This is a genomic window from Rahnella sp. 2050 (assembly GCF_040544515.1).
Classification (GTDB): Bacteria; Pseudomonadota; Gammaproteobacteria; order Enterobacterales; family Enterobacteriaceae; genus Rahnella; species Rahnella aceris.
On sequence record NZ_JBEPKE010000001.1, the window covers coordinates 1,361,752 to 1,379,241 of the forward strand.

Genomic DNA, 17,490 nt, shown 5'->3' on the forward strand with positions numbered 1-17,490 from the left:
CGTGCATGTTCCATCCCCGCACCAGAGTCATGTTAGCTTTTGCCCTGCCCGCGATCATTATTGGCGTGATGTCCAGCCTGGTTCTGGTATTCGTCATGATGATTTCTGGCGCGCTGCAAAATCTGCTGTGGGAGAACATTCCCGCCGTGCTGAATATCAATACACAATCCGCCAGCTGGACGCTGTTTATGCTGACACTGACCGGCATTGGCGTCGGCGCCATCATTAAGTATATGCCAGGCCACGCCGGGCCGGATCCTGCCACGGAATCTCTGATTGGCGCCCCGGTGGCAGTCAGCGCTTTACCTGGGCTGGCGCTGGCGCTGATGGTCGGACTGGCAGGCGGTGTCAGTTTGGGGCCGGAACATCCGATTACAGTGATTAATATCGCGCTGGTGGCGGCAATAGGATCCCGTTTATTGCCCGCAGTGCCAACGACGGACTGGGTGATCCTGGCGGCGGCCGGGACTATCGGCGCGTTGTTCGGCACGCCGGTGGCAGCCGCGCTGATTTTTTCGCAAACCCTCGGCACCAGCAAAGATGTGCAGTTATGGGATCGCCTTTTTGCGCCATTGCTCGCCGCGGGCGCTGGCGCCATCACCACCGATCAGTTTTTTCAGCCCGATTTTTCGCTCAGCATTCCGTCGTATGACGCCGCCAGCCTGATGGATATTTTCAGCGGGTCAGTCGTGGTGCTGATTGCCATCGCGCTGGGGATGATTGCCGTCTGGTTGTTCCCGCATGTTCACCGGATGTTTAACAATATTCAGAATCCGGTATTGCGCCTGGGTATTGGCGGGTTTGTGCTGGGTTTACTGGCGCTGACAGGCGGGGAAATTACCCTGTTTAAAGGGCTGGATGAAATGAAGGAACTGGCACATTCCAATGCGTTGTTTGAGATGGGGCCGTTGCTGGCGATCACCCTGACCAAACTGGCGGCGTTAGTGGTGGCGGCAGCCTGCGGTTTTCGTGGCGGACGCATTTTCCCGGCGGTGTTTGTCGGGGTATCGCTTGGCCTGATGTTGCATCAGTACGCACCGGATGTGCCGGCGGCGGTGACCGTTTCATGCGCCGTCATGGGCATGGTGCTGGTGGTGACACGTGACGGCTGGCTCAGCTTGTTTATGGCCGCAGCGGTGGTGCCGGGGCTGAAATTATTGCCGCTACTGTGCATCGTGATGCTGCCAGCCTGGCTGATGCTGGCAGGTAAACCGCTGATGCAGGTGGCAAAACAGCGGCTCAACCGGCCGGTCCCGGAAGAAGATTAATCCTGCTTTAGTGCAAACTCCGCCGCCGCCAGCGCATGAATGGCGGTGGTGTCAAAAACCGGCACGCTCGCGTCTTCAGCGCCCACCAGCAGGGTGATTTCGGTACATCCGAGAATAATGCCTTCCACGCCCTGCTGTTCTAATTTGCCAATAATCCGCCGGTATTCTGCGCGGGAATCCTCCTTAATCCTGCCCAGGCACAGCTCTTCATAAATAATGCGATGAACAATCGCGCGGTCAGCTTCATCCGGCGTCACCACGTCAATCTGATGTTTTTCCTGCAAACGTCCGCGATAGAAATCCTGTTCCATGGTGAAACGCGTGCCGAGCAGACCGATTTTATACAGCCCCTGTCCGGTGATTTTGTCAGCCGTCGCATCGGCGATATGCAGCAGCGGCAGGCCGCCGATCCGTTCGATATCGTCTGCCACTTTATGCATGGTGTTGGTACACACAACGATGACCTCCGCCCCTGCACGCGCCAGTGAATTCGCGGCGTTACCAAGAATTTCACCCGCCTGCTGCCAGTCACCAGCCATTTGCAGCTTTTCGATTTCATAAAAATCGACGCTGTAGAGAAACAGTTTGGCAGAATGCAATCCCCCCAGTTGCTGCTTCACATGCTCGTTAATCATGCGGTAATACGGCACGGTAGATTCCCAGCTCATGCCACCAATCAACCCTAACGTTTTCATTTGCACACCCTGTGTTTATGCGGATGGCAAAACCATAACCGACAAAAAGCCCGCGGACAAAGAAAATGTCGGCGGGCTTTTTTGTGCATTCAGCGATGCGGATTAATGTTTGGCCGGGCAATCCTCTGCGGCCAGACGGCGGTCCATCCAGCGCTGGCGCAACGTGTCGTAAACCCAGTTGTAGGCCACGGTATACGGCAGGAAGAACAGGAAGAACCCGACTTCCAGCATAAAGGCGTCCAGCAGCCCGATCCCCAGCCACAGTGCGGCAACCGGCAGACCAATCATAATAAATCCACCTTCGAACCCCAGCGCGTGCGCCACGCGGATTTTAAATGTCCGCACCACGCGGGAAACCGGCCAGAATTTGTCGAACAGGCTGTTATAAACGATGTTCCAGACCATCGCTGTCGTCGACAGCATGATCGCCAGCGCGCCCATTTCCCAGACCGGTTTGTTCAGCGCCCAGGCTGCTGCCGGTGCCGAAATCAGTACCGCGATTGTTTCAAAACCCACCGCGTGGAAAATGCGTTCGCCGAACGTTTTCTGAGAGATATTCCGTGTTTGCTTAGACATAAAAACCTGCCTGATTCCTGATCATTGTTACGTGACGGCTGTCACAGGCAGTCATTATCATCACTAAATAAGATAGTTAAAAGATAGAAAGTATCGATAAAATAGATAGATCAGAATCAGAAGGAGTACCTGATGCGCTATTCACCGGAAGCCCTGATGGCTTTTGTCGAAGCGGCCGATACCGGATCGTTTTCAGCAGCGGCGCGTAAACTGCGCAAGAGTCAGTCGAGTGTCAGTACGGCGATCGCCAATCTGGAAGTGGATCTGGGCGTAACACTGTTTGACCGCCAGAGTCGCCAGCCGGTGCTGACACCAGCCGGACAACGCGTGCTCAGCCACGTTCAGGCGATTCTGGCGGCCAGCGAACGCCTCGATGAACTGGCGGTGCGTTTATCGACGCAGGTGGAAACCCGCCTGACGTTTGTGCTGTCTGACACTTACCAGCCGACTCACCACGAGGCGCTGCTGCGCCGGTTTGAACGCCGGTATCCGGATATCGAATTTGAATGTCAGATCGCCGAAGATCAGGATGTGATCGACCTGTTGCAGTCTGGCCGTGCCCATGTCGGCATGGTGGAAGTACAGGCGAGTTATCCGCCGGACATTGGTGTGGCGCGTTTACCGGAACAAACGGATATGTCGGTATTTTGCAGCCGTGAACATCCGCTGGCAAAAATCACCGATCTGCAACCGGAGCAGTTGCACACCTTCCGCCAGCTTTGCCTGCAGCCTTACAGCCGTCGTGAAATGCCTCGGGCGCGGGGTCAGATCTGGTCAGCGCCCAGTTATCTGATGTTGCTGGAAATGGCGGAACAGGGATTTGGCTGGGCGACACTGCCGCACTGGCTGGTGAAACAGTTCGGACATGACAAACTGGTCAGCCTGCCGATGCGCGGCTGGCCGAAGCAGATATCGGTGGATGCGGTCTGGAGTAAAAACAATCAGCCCGGTCCGGCGGGTTGGTGGTTCATCGACCAGCTGACTGTCCCGCCATCACCGGAAACTGATTTATTGCCCTGAGTTACGCTGCGCCAGCGATTTAGTCACTGAGTTGAGCAGTTCAGGAATATCCATTTTTGGCAAAATGACTTCTATCCAGGCCATCTGCCGCCGTGCGGTGGCCTTTGCTATCGCTTCTTTCAGCGCCTGCGGCGAATCCACCCGCGCACTGAAGACTTCTTTACCGCCGAAGGCCGCCGGGAACTGTGTCCAGTTCCACTGCGCGATGTCGTTGTAGCGCTGGGTTTCGCCGTGTATCGCCCGTTCGACGGTATAACCGTCATTGTTAATCACAAAAATAATCGGCGGCAGGCCATAACGGATGGCGGCACCTAATCCCTGCAAGGTGAGCTGTGCGGAGCCATCGCCAATCAGCAGCACGACACGGCGATCCGGTACGGCAATCTGTACACCAAATGCGGCGGGCAGCGTGAAACCGATTGAGCCCCATAACGGCTGGACGACGAACTGGCAATCCTGCGGCAAATTCAGCGCCGCCGCACCAAAACAGGCGGTGCCCTGCTCAGCGACCAGCACATCTCCCGGTTGCAGGAAATCCTGAATCTGTTGCCAGAAGGCATATTGTCCGAGGCTGTTATCGTGCGACAACGGCAATGCGTTGTGTTTAACAGGATAAGGCGTCCGGCCGGAAGCCAGTTCAGCGGTCAGGCGGTGCATCACGCTGACCGTTTTTTCGAGCGGCAGCTGATGGAAGATCTTATCGCCCACGCGGGCAAAAAAGGGCTGAAGGTCGATGCATTTTCCGGACGGAAGCTGCTGGGTAAAACCGGCGGTGATGGTGTCAGTAAATTTCACCCCGACCGTGATCACCACATCAGCCCCTTCAATCGCTTCTTTCGTTGACGGTGCGCTGGCGGCCCCCGAATAAGTGCCAGCAAAATGCGCCTGCTGCTCGTTGAATAAACCTTTACCCATCAGCAACGTTGAATGCGCCAGCGGCACTTCTTCCATCCACTGTTCCAGCGCCTTTTTAACCTTGAAGCGGTCTGCCAGAAAATCCGCCAGCAACGAAACACGGTTTGCACCCCGCAACTGCGTTTCAGCGGCGGCAGTAAAAGCTTCCAGAGAAGAAGCCGAGAAAGGCGGCTGACGCGCAGGTAACGCATGCGCACGGGTACTGACCGGCAACGCGGCCACATCGCTGGGCAATAACAGGTAACCCGGCCGCGAGCTGTACATCACTTCTTCAATCACACGGTCGATTTCAGCCAGGGCATTTTCCGGTGTGAGGGACGCCTGCGCCACGCTGACCGGAGCTGACATCCGCATGAAATGACAGAATTCGCCATCTCCCAGCGTGTGATGCAGCAGCTCACCTTTACGCTGAGACGTCAGTGCTGGCGCACCCACGATATGCACGACGGGCACATATTCCGCATAACTACCGGCAATGCCATTCAGTGCGCTCAGTTCGCCGACACCAAACGTCGTCAGCAACGCCGCAATACCTTTGGTACGGGCGTAACCATCTGCGCCATAGGCGGCATTTAATTCATTGGTACAGCCGACCCAGGTGATTTGCTGATGATTAATCACACTGTCGAGGAATTTCAGATTGTAGTCACCCGGCACGCCAAACAACTCGGAGATCCCGCTGAGTGATAAACGATCTAAGAGATAGTCACCTACTGTGTATTCATTAACCATGACGATCCTCTGAGAAAAATAAAGTAACCAGTTAATCCCACTAATATGAGTATTACTCCAAACCGGGGAACAGCACATTTATTATTCGAAATAAGGCATGGCAACGCAGAGTTACACCCCTGCACTGTGTGAATGCAGGGAAGCGGATTCAGCAGTAAAGGTAATAGGCAGGAAGAATAGTCACGGTAATCAACGATCCTGCGCACAAGGATTGTTCCGTATGTGATCTGATTAGCTGGAAATGCTTGTGAAAGCGCATACACTAAAATTGGTTTTTTATGACATTTATAACCTTCTGTTCACTTCTGAATTTATTATAAGGACTCACATGGTGTATCAAGCCAGTCCAACCCGTTACGAGAATATGGAATACCGTCGCTGTGGCCAGAGCGGTCTGAAACTGCCCGCCGTTTCCCTGGGTTTGTGGCATAACTTCGGCGATAACGCCCATTTTGAGAATGGCCGGAAACTGATCCGCCATGCTTTCGACCATGGGATCACCCATTTCGATCTGGCCAATAACTACGGCCCGCCTCCGGGTTCGGCAGAACAGCATTTCGGCCGCATCCTGCAGGAAGATTTATTGCCTTATCGCGATGAGCTGATTATTTCCTCCAAAGCCGGTTACACCATGTGGGACGGCCCGTACGGAGACTGGGGCTCGAAAAAATATCTGGTCGCCAGCCTGAATCAGAGCCTGAAACGCATGGGGCTGGAGTACGTGGATATTTTCTATCATCACCGTCCTGACCCTGATACACCGCTGGAAGAAACCATGGCCGCGCTGGATTTGATCGTGCGTCAGGGCAAAGCCCTGTACGTCGGTTTGTCGAACTATCCGGCAGAACGCGCCAAAAAAGCGTTTGAAATCCTGAAAGATCTTGGCACACCGTGCCTGATCCATCAGCCGAAATATTCCATGTTCGAGCGCTGGGTTGAGGCTGATCTGCTGGATACGCTGGCGGATAACGGCGTCGGGTCTATCGCCTTCTCGCCACTGGCAGGCGGCGTGCTGACTGACCGTTATCTGGCGGGCATTCCTGAAGATTCCCGCGCAGCCAGCGGCAGTAAGTTCCTGACAGCAGATCAGCTGACGGAAGAGAAGCTGGCAAAAGTGCGTAAGCTGAATGATATTGCGCAGGCACGCGGTCAGAAGCTGTCGCAGATGGCGCTGGCGTGGGTTCTGCGCGGCGACCGCGTGACGTCCGTCCTGATTGGTGCCAGTAAAACCAGCCAGATCGACGATGCCGTGGGCATGGTCTCTCACCGTCATTTCAGCACAGAAGAACTGGCGGCGATCGAAGGGATTTTAGTGTAAGCGATTACCCTGCGGTATAAAAAACGCGCCTTTATGGAGGATTCGTAAGTAAACCGTTAAGGCGCGTAAATCATTCAAAACAGGATTGTAAGCAATAGTACCGGTGCCCTCTTCCCCTTATAACTGTCAGCATAAATTATAAGGAATCTGGGGCCACTCATGTTAAAGCCGGTACTTTTTGCCACATTGTTCTTTACCCTGCTCCCTGCGGCGGTACCCACCGTGCAGGCCAGCAGCTTCAGCCTGAATACGCCGGGCCTTTCTATCAATATCGGTGATCGCGACAGGCGGGGTTATTACTGGGACGGCTATGACTGGCGTAACCCAGGCTGGTGGAATGGTTACCGTGGTCACCACTATGGTGCACGCAGCCCGCGTGGCTATTACTGGGATGGTTATCGCTGGCGCGATCATGGCTGGTGGAACGAACGCCATCCTCCACGTCGTCCGATGCCGCCACCGCGTTATCATCACAGCGACCACGGACGTCCGCATTATGATCACCGCCGCGGGCCGGATCGGGGTCACGGCCATGATGATCGCAGGGGCGGGCATGGCGATCACCGCCATTAATCAACGGAATAAAACAAAAACGGGACAGCGCAAACTGTCCCGTTTTTTATTACCTGTTGCTGGCGAAGGCGTTATTTCAACATACCTGTCAGCAGATAAAGGTTAAGGCTGACGACGATCAGCACGATGACCCGCCCCGCCCACTGCACGGTTTTAGTATTCACCATCTCGCCCATCAGGCTGCGGTTACCGGTAAAAGCCAGCAACGGCAGCAATGCCAGCGCAATCCCGAAGCTCAGCAATACCTGGCTCATCACCAAAATACGTGTGGCATCTAATCCCATCAGGATCACAATAAAAGACGGCATCATGGTCACCGTACGGCGAACCCACAGCGGAATGTAGAATTTCACGAACCCCTGCATCACTACCTGTCCGGCCAGCGTGCCGACAACTGTAGAAGATAAACCGGCTGCCACCAGACTCAGACCGAAGGTGGTCGCGGCAGCGTGGCCGAGCAACGGTTGCAGCGTCAGATAGGCTTCATCCAGCTCACTGATCCCGCTGTGTCCGCTGAAATGGAATGCCGCCGCAGCCGTCGCCATCATCGCCAGATTCACAAAACCGGCGATAGTCATGGCAATACCGACATCCAGCTTGGTGGCTGAATAACGCTGCGCTTTGGACGCCTTGCCGCCCCGCTGAGTCAGCGAAGAGTGCAGATAAATGACATGCGGCATAATGGTCGCGCCGAGCACACCCGCGGCCAGATACACCGAATCGGCGGTTGGCAGTGCGGGGATTAACATGCCTTTGCCCAGCGCCAGCATGCTTGGCTGCGAGAAGAACAATTCAACAATATAAGCCGCAGCAACAAACAACAGTAAACCGGCGATCACCAGTTCCAGCGGCTTTTGCCCGCGTTTTTGCAGCCCAAGGATAATAAAGGTGGCAATCCCGGTAAGTACTGCGCCCTGTAACAGGGAAACCCCGAGAAGCAATTTGAAGCCAATGGCGGCGCCAATAAATTCGGCCAGATCGGTGGCCATTGCGATAATCTCCGCCTGCACCCAGTAAGCCCAGACGGCCGGACGCGGGAAACGATCGCGGATATGTTCGGCCAGGTTTTTGCCGGTCGCGATACCGAGTTTGGCAGACAACAACTGGATCAACATCGCCATGACGTTGGCCCATACCACCACCCACAGCAACTGATAGCCATAAGAAGCACCGGCCTGAATATTCGTCGCAAAGTTGCCCGGATCGATATAACCAATGGCGGCGATAAAGGCCGGTCCCATCAGTGAAAGCTTCATCTTTCTGGACGCGCGGCCTGCAGATTCGGCCCGGCTGTTCAGCATAGTTAGTTAACCCTTACAATTATTACGCTTACATCAATGATATCTAATTGATAATGATTATCAAGTGCATTTGGAATGATCTGAGTGATTACTCTGATAGGCAGCAGCAGTAAGCGAGAAGGTAATAACTGAGGGGGTGATTCGCTCACCCGGCTTCAGAAAGCCAGACGCAGCGCACTTTCCTAAAACAGACATTAACGGGCCAGATTCAGAACGCATTACGGCACATGATAAAACTAGCACAGGAATGCTAATTGTGCTTAGTTTTATTAACATCTTGATTTTTTGTGTGATGGGCCGCGATTTGTTGCAATTCGTGTCTGTAATTTCTATATTTGCAATCGACTTCACGTTTTAAATGTACGCGTTACATAAAATGACCGTCGAAATATAGCCTGCCTCTAATTTGGAGCACCCATGTCCCGAATATTGCACTTTGTATTAGCGTTGGCCGTTGTCGCTGCACTCGCTTTACTGGTGAGCCGTGACCGGAAAAATATCCGTTTACGCTTCATCGTTCAGCTGTTGGTCATCGAAGTCTTGTTAGCCTACTTCTTCCTGAATTCTTCTGTTGGTTTAGGTTTTGTGAAAGGCTTCTCAGACTTGTTTGAGAAATTATTAGGATTCGCTGCGGAAGGGACCGGCTTCGTATTTGGAGGCATGAGCGATAAAGGATTAGCGTTCTTCTTCTTGAAAGTCTTGTGTCCGATCGTGTTTATTTCTGCGTTGATCGGTATTTTACAACACATTCGTGTACTGCCTTTCGTCATCCGTATTATCGGTACGGTTCTGTCGAAAATTAATGGCATGGGAAAACTGGAATCTTTCAACGCCATCAGCTCCCTGATTTTGGGTCAGTCAGAAAACTTTATCGCGTATAAAGATATTCTGAGCAAAATGTCTGAAAAACGTATGTACACCATGGCTGCCACAGCAATGTCGACGGTTTCTATGTCGATTGTGGGTGCGTACATGACCATGCTGGAACCGCGCTTTGTTGTTGCTGCGCTGGTGCTCAACATGTTCAGTACCTTCATCGTACTGTCGTTGATCAACCCTTATAAGGTTGATTCAGAAGAAGACCTGCAAATCGGTAATACGCACCAGGGTCAGAGCTTCTTTGAAATGCTGGGTGAATACATCCTGGCAGGCTTCAAAGTGGCTATCATCGTTGCAGCCATGTTGATTGGTTTCATCGCACTGATTTCATGCCTGAATGCGTTGTTCGACGTGGTATTCGGTATCACCTTCCAGGGCGTGCTGGGTTATGTCTTCTATCCATTCGCGTGGATGATGGGCGTGCCAAGTCACGAAGCCTTGCAGGTAGGCAGCATCATGGCAACCAAACTGGTTTCCAATGAATTCGTTGCGATGTTGGATCTGCAGAAAGTAGCAACCGAACTTTCACCACGCGGCGTGGGCATCTTGTCCGTGTTCCTGGTGTCTTTCGCAAACTTCTCTTCCATCGGTATCGTTGCCGGCGCTATCAAAGGCCTGAACGAACATCAGGGCAACGTGGTTTCACGCTTCGGCCTGAAACTGCTGTACGGCTCAACGCTGGTCAGCGTGTTGTCTGCTTCTATCGCGGGTCTGGTACTGGCGTAAGTAAGCAAATACAGAACGACGAGAAAGGCGCTCCGGCGCCTTTTTTTATGTCTGCGATTCAGCGCAGTAAAACAGGCAGGAGAAATGACAAAGCGCCAAAAGCAAAAAACCCGCCGAAGCGGGTTTCTTTAATATTTGGTGGAGATAAGCGGGATCGAACCGCTGACCTCTTGCATGCCATGCAAGCGCTCTCCCAGCTGAGCTATACCCCCACACGAGGTCGTACACATTTACTTTTTTGTTTCCCTGGGAAGGAAACAGCCAACTTACTCTGGAAAGGAAGTTGGTGGAGATAAGCGGGATCGAACCGCTGACCTCTTGCATGCCATGCAAGCGCTCTCCCAGCTGAGCTATACCCCCAATTCATGCCCGTAAAAACGGGTGAACGGGGCGCATAATATGAAACGTCGCTACCCCTGTCAACGGCTAAATCCGTTTCTCAATTCAAGCGCTGAAAAAGCCGCCAAATCCCCCATTCCACAGGGAAAAATCCTCTGCCATCAGGGAAATTTTCAGACAGACGCTTTGTTTTACAATTTGTCCGCCAGCCCGCATTCTTCCTAGCTTTCTGATCTGCTTACGCATTTCCTTAACATCTATGTCCGAATGATTAATGAAATGTTAGCAGACTATGATAATCGCCTTGTTTTGAGATAAATCTCAGAATAGACTTCTCGCGCAATAATCATAACTTACACCATTCGAGCACTCCCATGTCCTTGTATTCACCTAAAGAAATCGCATCCATCGCCGTCACAGCGGGCGTTAATAAAAGCCGCGCCACCGTGTTGAATTTGTTAATTTTGGGCTTTCTGGCTGGCGCATTCATCGCCACCGGTTTCCTTCTGGATCTGCATGTAATAGGGACATTACCTGCATCCTGGGGTTCATTCAGTAACTTGCTTGGCGCTGCCGTCTTCCCGGTAGGCATCATTCTGACCGTGTTAGCAGGGGGAGAACTGCTGACCGGTAATATGATGACCCTACCTATCGCCTGGTTCGCGCGTCAGATCAGCCTTTACGCGGTGCTGCGTAACTGGTTCTGGGTCACTGTCGCTAACCTGCTGGGCAGCCTGGCAGTGGCCTATTTCTTCGGCCACGTTCTGGGGCTGACGGAAGGCGCTTTCCTGAGCAAAACGGTGGCAACCGCCACCGCGAAGGTCAACGCAGACTTCATGCATGCGTTCATTTCCGGTATCGGCTGTAACTGGCTGGTGTGTCTGGCAATCTGGCTGGCCTTCGCCAGCAAAGAAGTTGGCGGCAAAGTGATCGGCATGTGGTTCCCGGTTATGGCGTTCGTGGCCATCGGCTTCCAGCACGTGGTAGCAAATATGTTCATCGTGCCTGCGGCAATCTTTGCCGGTGCGCTGAGCTGGTCAGAATACCTGCCTAACTTCGTGGCCGTGTTCCTCGGTAACGCCGTAGGTGGTGCGGGCTTTGTTGGCCTGATGTATTTCCTGGCCTACCGCCCGACCATTGAAACACCGGCAACTGAACAACGTTAATTAAGACGTTTTTCACACCCGGGTTTTACGAAAAGAAAAAGCCAGCCGGTTTCCCGCGCTGGCTTTTTTATCGCTATTTAACCGCCATTACTGTGCTTGTGTTTCGCGCTCAGCAATAAAGGCTAACGCCATATCGATACGCGCCAGCACACGGCTCTGGCCGATAGCGTGAACGGTGACGTCAACACCCGGTGACTGGCCTGCGCCCGTTACCGCAACGCGCAGTGGCATACCAACTTTACCCATCCCTACTTCCAGCTCATCCGCCGTGCCCTGAATCGCATGGTGAATGTTTTCAGCGGTCCAGTCAGTGATAGCAGCCAGTTTGGCGCGAACCACTTCCAGCGGCTGACGTGCAACCGGGCGTAAGTGTTTCTTCGCCGCATCGGCATCAAACTCTGCAAAATCTTCGTAGAAGTAACGGCAGGACTCCGCCATCTCTTTCAGCGTCTTGCAACGTTCGCCCAACAGGGTCACGATTTCAAACAGCTGCGGACCATTACGGGTTTCGATACCCGCCTGCTCAACATGCCACAGCAGATGGGTCGCCACGTAATGCGGATCCATCGTGTTAATGTAGTGATGGTTCAGCCATTGCAGTTTTTCAGTGTTAAACGCACTGGCAGATTTGCTGACGTTTTCCAGTGAGAACAGCGCTTTCATTTCGTCGCGGCTGAAAATTTCCTGATCGCCATGAGACCAGCCCAGACGCACCAGATAGTTCAGCAGCGCTTCCGGCAGATAACCGTCATCACGGTATTGCATCACGCCGACCGCACCGTGGCGTTTGGACAGTTTTTTACCGTCGTCACCCAGAATCATAGAAACGTGCGCGTAAACCGGTACCGGCGCGCCCAGCGCTTTCAGGATGTTTATCTGACGCGGCGTGTTGTTGATATGGTCTTCGCCACGGATGACGTGGGTGATTTCCATATCCCAGTCATCGACAACGACACAGAAATTATAGGTCGGCGAACCGTCGGTACGGCGGATGATCAGATCATCCAGCTCGTCATTACTGAATTCGATCGGTCCGCGGATCTGATCGTCAAAGATGACAGAACCTTCCTGCGGGTTACGAAAACGCACCACACACGGCTCATCAGCAGCGTGATGTTCGTGGCTGTCGCGGCAGCGGCCGTCATAACGAGGCTTCTCGTTATTTGCCATTTGTTCTTCACGCAGCGCTTCCAGACGTTCTTTAGAGCAATAGCATTTATAAGCCGTGCCGTTTTCCAGCATCTCATCAATCACCGCGTTATAACGGTCAAAACGCTTGGTCTGGAAATACGGGCCTTCATCCCAGTCCAGATTCAGCCAGTTCATGCCATCCATAATCGCGTCGATAGCTGCCTGAGTGGAACGTTCGAGATCGGTGTCTTCGATACGCAGCACAAACTCACCGCCAAGGTTGCGGGCAAAGAGCCAGGAATAGAGCGCGGTACGGGCGCCACCGACGTGCAGATAGCCGGTCGGGCTTGGGGCAAAACGGGTTTTGATTTTCATCTGGGTGCAACCTTAATCACGCAACGCCAAAAAACGTCGCTATCAATTAACAAAAAGTGGCTGACATTCTACCACTCTGCCCTGATTCCTCAACGCACAACCAGGGGCAGTCACGTGGTTTAAGGCCATGAATGCGTAAAGAATCGACTACGCGGGCGAGAAACACGTCAGGTTGACTAAAAATAAGCCGAATGAACATTTTTGTTTTTAAAAAGCGTTGACGTAATTTCAAGTATCCCTATAATGCGACTCCATCACGACGGGGGCGATTAGCTCAGTTGGTAGAGCATCTCCTTTACACGGAGGGGGTCGGCGGTTCGAGCCCGTCATCGCCCACCACTCTTTAAGAGTGCCGCGTTGTGATAAGTAAGAAGAATTGAGAAATGGGCGATTAGCTCAGTTGGTAGAGCATCTCCTTTACACGGAGGGGGTCGGCGGTTCGAGCCCGTCATCGCCCACCATTTCTCAGCACGTTTCTTCTTACATGGGGAAGTACCCAGAAGTGGGCGATTAGCTCAGTTGGTAGAGCATCTCCTTTACACGGAGGGGGTCGGCGGTTCGAGCCCGTCATCGCCCACCACTTCTGCGGGCCGTTAGCTCAGTTGGTAGAGCAGTTGACTTTTAATCAATTGGTCGCTGGTTCGAATCCAGCACGGCCCACCAATTCAGAGAAAAGCGCCTTATAGGCGCTTTTTTCGCATCTGTACTCCGAAGAAAAACCGTGATGGAGGCGAACCAGCAGCTGGTTCTATTTTTCTCCTCCCCCTACTCCAGTTTAAACATCGGCACGACCTTATTGTGTAGCGCCGGATTATCGCTTTCATCTTTCAGATTGACGCCCGACAACTGGCGATGGAAAGATTGTTCGAGCAGCCAGGCGAGTTTAAAAGCCGCCTGCGGATAATTCAGCCCTTCCGGCCGCACATTGGAAATACAATTTCGTTCCGATTCCAGTCTTTTGGTATGGGGCCCCCAGGTCATGTAAATGCCTAAACTGTCGGGAGATGACAATCCCGGACGTTCTCCGATCAAAATCGCTACCGCCTTCGCTTTCATCACCTGCGCAATATCATCGCCCAGTGCCACCCGCGACTGATGCGCCAGCACCACAGGCCCGATTTTCAGCTCCAGCGTGCGCAGATAGGGCAATAACGCCGCAATCAGCGGTACGGCCTGCCGGTGCACGGCTTTCGATGACAAACCGTCAGCGATGACCAGTACCACGTCGGCAGGCTCCGGCGCCAGACGCTGCAAGGCCTGACGGCTGCTTTCTGACAGCTTGCGGCCAAGATCAGGACGACACAAATAGGTCGCCCTGTCCGGTGCAGCGCTGGCAACGGTCAGCGTTTCCAGCCCCAGCGCGTAAAGTTCGGGTTCGAGCTTCTGGCTGTCAAAGGGCTGATGCACGGCATCACGCGCCTGCGCATGGGCTAAACCAAATCGCAGCAGCTCATCGGTGGGCAGACTCGAACCGGTACGTCCCAGCGCGATACGTGCAGCCGTAAACTGACGCAGAGTTTCCCACGGGTTGCTATGCACCAGCGGCGATAATCCCTGCTCTTTTTCTTTATTCATCAGCACAGACCTCAGCTCAGTTGCGGCAACTGACGCAGTAACGGATGGGACGCCCGGGTATCCTGCAAGACGCCCTGCGGATCGATAATTTTCATTTTCTCCAGCCATACGGCAAATTCCGGCGCATGTTTCAGCCCGAGTAATTCACGGATGTATAACGCGTCATGGAAAGAAGTGCTCTGATAATTGAGCATGATGTCATCCGCGCCCGGTACGCCAATCAGGAACGTCAGCCCGGCAGTGCCGAGCAGCGTCAGCAAAGTGTCCATATCATCCTGATCGGCTTCTGCATGATTGGTGTAACAGACATCGCAGCCCAGCGGCACGCCCAGCAGTTTGCCGCAGAAATGGTCTTCCAGACCCGCACGGATAATTTGTTTACCGTCATACAAATACTCCGGGCCGATAAACCCCACCACGGTGTTAATCAGCAGCGGTGAAAAATGGCGGGCGATGGCGTACGCACGCGCCTCACAGGTTTGCTGATCGACCCCAAAATGCGCATTGGCAGATAAACAACTGCCCTGCCCGGTTTCGAAATACATCACGTTGTCGCCGAGCGTGCCACGCTTAAGACTGAGCGCCGCCTGTTGCGCTTCCGCCAGCAGCGCCAGATTGATACCAAACCCGCTGTTCGCCGCTTCAGTTCCCGCTATCGACTGAAACACCAGATCAACCGGTGCGCCGCGCTCCACCAGTTTGATGGTGTTAGTGACATGCGTCAGAACACAGGACTGCGTGGGAATTTCAAAGCGCGTAATGATGTCATCAAGCATGTAATTGAGGTTTTCCAGCAGCGGTAAGCTGTCGCTGGCAGGATTAATACCGATCACCGCGTCGCCGGAGCCATATAACAAACCGTCGAGCATACTGGCAGCAATGCCCTGTAAATTATCGGTCGGATGGTTCGGTTGCAGGCGCACGCTCATGTGCCCCGGCAGCCCGATAGTATTGCGGAATTGAGTAATCACCCGGCATTTTTTAGCCACCAGGATCAGATCCTGATTGCGCATCAGTTTGCTGACGGCAGCCGCCATTTCGGGCGTGATCCCGCGGGCGACGGCTGCCAGCACAACGCTGTCGGTTTTTTCACTCAACAACCAGTCGCGGAAATCCCCGACGGTGAGATGCGAAATCGCGGCAAACGCCGCGACATCATGAGTATCGACAATCAACCGCGTGACTTCATCGTCCTCATACGGCACCAGCAATTGTTGCAGGAAGGTTTTGAGCGGCACATCAGCCAGTGCCATTTTTGCCGCCATGCGCTCTTCAGCGCTGGCGGCAGCCACTTCAGCCAGATAGTCGCCCGACCGTGCGGGCGACGCCTTTGCCATCAGTTCGCGTAAATCCTTAAACTGATACCTTCGGTGACTTAATGTCGTCTGAAACATAACACTCCTTAGCGCGCCGGATTATTTGCTGCTTTTAGCGGGAACCGGGCGCAGGCCACGTAATTGCGGATCTTCCGCGGCATCAGTGCGCGACTGATGGGTGATACGGAACCAGGCATACGCCAGCAACATCATGGCGGCGAAGATCAAAAACAGTAAGGTGTTGTAGTAAATCATAGCGATCAGACAGACGACTGCCAGCACCAGCGCCAGAGCAGGTGCAAAAGGATAGAGCGGCGCACGGAACGGACGGATTAAATTCGGTTCGCTGCGGCGGAGTTTAAACAATGCAGCCATCGAAATGATGTACATCACAATGGCGCCAAAGACCGACATTGTCACGATATTGGCCGTCAGTGGCTGGCCGCCAATCACGATCAGTGAATCCGAGAAAATAGCCGCGATGCCAACAACGCCCCCCGCGATAATACCAAGATGCGGTGTCTGGAAACGGGCGTTGACGCTGGCAAGCCGTTTAGGCAAATAACCTGCCCGGGCCAGCGCGAAGATCTGACGGGAATACCCCATGATAATGCCGTGGAAAGAGGCAATCAGGCCAAAAAGCCCCAGCCAGACCAGCATGTGCAGCCAGCCACTGTTGCTGCCGACAATCAGTTTCATGGCCTGCGGTAACGGGTCGTTGATATTCGACAGCTTGGTCCAGTCGCCCACACCACCGGCAAACAACATCACGCCGAGCGCCAGAACGGTCAGAGTCAGAATGCCGCCGATAAAAGCTTTCGGAATGGTACGCTGCGGATCTTTCGCCTCTTCAGCGGCCATTGAGGCACCTTCTATCGCCAGGAAAAACCAGATGGCAAAAGGAATGGCTGCAAAAATACCGGAAAAGGCTGCGGGACTGAAAGTGTCGCTGCCCGCCCATCCACCGTGAACAAAGTTCGACATTTCAAAGCCCGGCGCCACCACGCCCATAAAGACCAGCAATTCAAAAATTGCCAGCAACGTGACCAGAAGTTCAAAGGTGGCGGCAATACTGACGCCGAGAATATTGAGCGCCATAAATACCAGATACGCGCCAACAGCCACCCATTTCGGCTCAATCGACGGGAACTGCACATTGAGATACGCCCCGATCGCCATCGCGATAGCAGGCGGCGCAAAAACAAATTCCACCAGCGTTGCGAAACCCGCGACAAATCCGCCCGTTGGCCCGAACGCACGGTAAGCGTAAGCAAAAGGACCGCCCGCGTGCGGAATCGACGTAGTGAGTTCGGTAAAGCTGAAAATAAAGGCGCAATACATAGCCGCTATCACCAGAGCAGTGATAAGAAAGCCCAGTGTGCCTGCCTGCGCCCAGCCGTAACTCCAGCCAAAATATTCGCCGGAGATAACCAGCCCGACGGCAATGCCCCAAAGTTTAAAACTCCCCAGTGTACGTTTTAAAACAGGTGTGACTTTCGTGGTTTGCATAAATGATCCCCTGCCCGGTGATAATTCAATTTTTGTTGAAAAGAACTGCGACAGCCTTGCTCTTATTTGTGTTGCA

The 17,490-nt window shown here is 53.5% G+C and carries 14 protein-coding genes and 6 tRNA genes; 10 read left to right on the forward strand and 10 right to left on the reverse strand.

Features of this window, described 5'->3' with window-relative positions; translation table 11 throughout:
* The first annotated feature begins 5 nt into the window (after nucleotides 1-5).
* On the forward strand, nucleotides 6-1,268 hold the full coding sequence (locus ABIC79_RS06000) for an ion channel protein (RefSeq protein WP_013574457.1): 1,263 nt from the start codon (nucleotides 6-8) through the stop codon (nucleotides 1,266-1,268).
* Here the strand turns inward: ABIC79_RS06000 and ABIC79_RS06005 are convergent.
* The gene (locus tag ABIC79_RS06005; RefSeq protein ID WP_354566629.1) at nucleotides 1,265-1,963 is read right to left on the reverse strand and encodes an aspartate/glutamate racemase family protein; all 699 of its coding nucleotides are present in this window, start codon (nucleotides 1,961-1,963) and stop codon (nucleotides 1,265-1,267) included. The genes ABIC79_RS06000 and ABIC79_RS06005 overlap by 4 nt on opposite strands.
* Before the next feature lie 102 nt (nucleotides 1,964-2,065).
* Complete coding sequence (locus ABIC79_RS06010) at nucleotides 2,066-2,539, reverse strand: multidrug/biocide efflux PACE transporter (protein ID WP_013574455.1); 474 nt, start codon at nucleotides 2,537-2,539, stop codon at nucleotides 2,066-2,068.
* Nucleotides 2,540-2,671: 132 nt separating this feature from the next.
* Here ABIC79_RS06010 and ABIC79_RS06015 point away from each other — a divergent pair, with 132 nt between their 5' ends.
* Nucleotides 2,672-3,559 carry a LysR family transcriptional regulator gene (locus ABIC79_RS06015; RefSeq protein ID WP_112198043.1) on the forward strand — a complete coding sequence of 296 codons (888 nt, stop codon included), beginning with the start codon at nucleotides 2,672-2,674 and terminating at the stop codon, nucleotides 3,557-3,559.
* On the opposite strand, the gene ABIC79_RS06020 is transcribed toward ABIC79_RS06015, so the two are convergent.
* Nucleotides 3,548-5,206, reverse strand: coding sequence for an alpha-keto acid decarboxylase family protein (locus ABIC79_RS06020; RefSeq protein WP_112198042.1), 1,659 nt, complete (start codon nucleotides 5,204-5,206; stop codon nucleotides 3,548-3,550). The genes ABIC79_RS06015 and ABIC79_RS06020 overlap by 12 nt on opposite strands.
* A 328-nt stretch (nucleotides 5,207-5,534) precedes the next feature.
* Between ABIC79_RS06020 and mgrA the strand changes: the two genes are divergently transcribed.
* Together mgrA and ABIC79_RS06030 are read left to right on the forward strand one after the other, a co-directional pair.
* Nucleotides 5,535-6,524 (forward strand): L-glyceraldehyde 3-phosphate reductase, encoded by a 990-nt coding sequence (gene mgrA, locus ABIC79_RS06025; RefSeq protein ID WP_112151259.1) that lies wholly within the window; start codon nucleotides 5,535-5,537, stop codon nucleotides 6,522-6,524.
* Nucleotides 6,525-6,683: 159 nt separating this feature from the next.
* Entirely contained in the window at nucleotides 6,684-7,097 is a 414-nt protein-coding gene (locus ABIC79_RS06030; protein ID WP_013574451.1) for a DUF2502 domain-containing protein, read from the forward strand.
* A 71-nt stretch (nucleotides 7,098-7,168) separates the two neighbouring features.
* On the opposite strand, the gene ABIC79_RS06035 is transcribed toward ABIC79_RS06030, so the two are convergent.
* On the reverse strand, nucleotides 7,169-8,398 hold the full coding sequence (locus ABIC79_RS06035) for an Nramp family divalent metal transporter (protein ID WP_013574450.1): 1,230 nt from the start codon (nucleotides 8,396-8,398) through the stop codon (nucleotides 7,169-7,171).
* Nucleotides 8,399-8,815: 417 nt separating this feature from the next.
* Here ABIC79_RS06035 and ABIC79_RS06040 point away from each other — a divergent pair, with 417 nt between their 5' ends.
* Nucleotides 8,816-10,003 (forward strand): NupC/NupG family nucleoside CNT transporter, encoded by a 1,188-nt coding sequence (locus ABIC79_RS06040; protein WP_013574449.1) that lies wholly within the window; start codon nucleotides 8,816-8,818, stop codon nucleotides 10,001-10,003.
* Between the two features lie 136 nt (nucleotides 10,004-10,139).
* Here the strand turns inward: ABIC79_RS06040 and ABIC79_RS06045 are convergent.
* Nucleotides 10,140-10,215, reverse strand: a tRNA-Ala gene (locus tag ABIC79_RS06045).
* Between the two features lie 72 nt (nucleotides 10,216-10,287).
* Nucleotides 10,288-10,363, reverse strand: a tRNA-Ala gene (locus ABIC79_RS06050).
* A 353-nt stretch (nucleotides 10,364-10,716) separates the two neighbouring features.
* Here ABIC79_RS06050 and ABIC79_RS06055 point away from each other — a divergent pair.
* Nucleotides 10,717-11,508 (forward strand): formate/nitrite transporter family protein, encoded by a 792-nt coding sequence (locus ABIC79_RS06055; RefSeq protein WP_015696330.1) that lies wholly within the window; start codon nucleotides 10,717-10,719, stop codon nucleotides 11,506-11,508.
* A gap of 87 nt (nucleotides 11,509-11,595) precedes the next feature.
* On the opposite strand, the gene gltX is transcribed toward ABIC79_RS06055, so the two are convergent.
* The gene (gltX, locus tag ABIC79_RS06060) at nucleotides 11,596-13,014 is read right to left on the reverse strand and encodes a glutamate--tRNA ligase (RefSeq protein ID WP_013574447.1); all 1,419 of its coding nucleotides are present in this window, start codon (nucleotides 13,012-13,014) and stop codon (nucleotides 11,596-11,598) included.
* Between the two features lie 263 nt (nucleotides 13,015-13,277).
* On the opposite strand from gltX, the gene ABIC79_RS06065 reads away from it, so the two are divergent.
* The 4 genes from ABIC79_RS06065 to ABIC79_RS06080 all read left to right on the forward strand — a co-directional run bounded on the left by ABIC79_RS06065 (nucleotide 13,278) and on the right by ABIC79_RS06080 (nucleotide 13,677).
* A tRNA-Val gene (locus ABIC79_RS06065) sits at nucleotides 13,278-13,353 on the forward strand.
* 46 nt (nucleotides 13,354-13,399) lie between these two features.
* A tRNA-Val gene (locus ABIC79_RS06070) sits at nucleotides 13,400-13,475 on the forward strand.
* Nucleotides 13,476-13,518: 43 nt separating this feature from the next.
* A tRNA-Val gene (locus ABIC79_RS06075) sits at nucleotides 13,519-13,594 on the forward strand.
* Nucleotides 13,595-13,601: 7 nt separating this feature from the next.
* Nucleotides 13,602-13,677, forward strand: a tRNA-Lys gene (locus tag ABIC79_RS06080).
* Between the two features lie 102 nt (nucleotides 13,678-13,779).
* On the opposite strand, the gene eutC is transcribed toward ABIC79_RS06080, so the two are convergent.
* From eutC to eat, 3 genes are read right to left on the reverse strand one after another with little or no spacing between them, the layout of a single operon-like run.
* Nucleotides 13,780-14,589 (reverse strand): ethanolamine ammonia-lyase subunit EutC, encoded by an 810-nt coding sequence (gene eutC, locus ABIC79_RS06085; RefSeq protein WP_354566630.1) that lies wholly within the window; start codon nucleotides 14,587-14,589, stop codon nucleotides 13,780-13,782.
* 11 nt (nucleotides 14,590-14,600) lie between these two features.
* Entirely contained in the window at nucleotides 14,601-15,983 is a 1,383-nt protein-coding gene (locus tag ABIC79_RS06090; protein WP_112151262.1) for an ethanolamine ammonia-lyase subunit EutB, read from the reverse strand.
* Between the two features lie 21 nt (nucleotides 15,984-16,004).
* Nucleotides 16,005-17,414: an ethanolamine permease gene (gene eat / locus ABIC79_RS06095; protein WP_015689496.1), complete on the reverse strand. Its 1,410-nt coding sequence runs from the start codon at nucleotides 17,412-17,414 to the stop codon at nucleotides 16,005-16,007.
* Nucleotides 17,415-17,490: the final 76 nt, after the last annotated feature.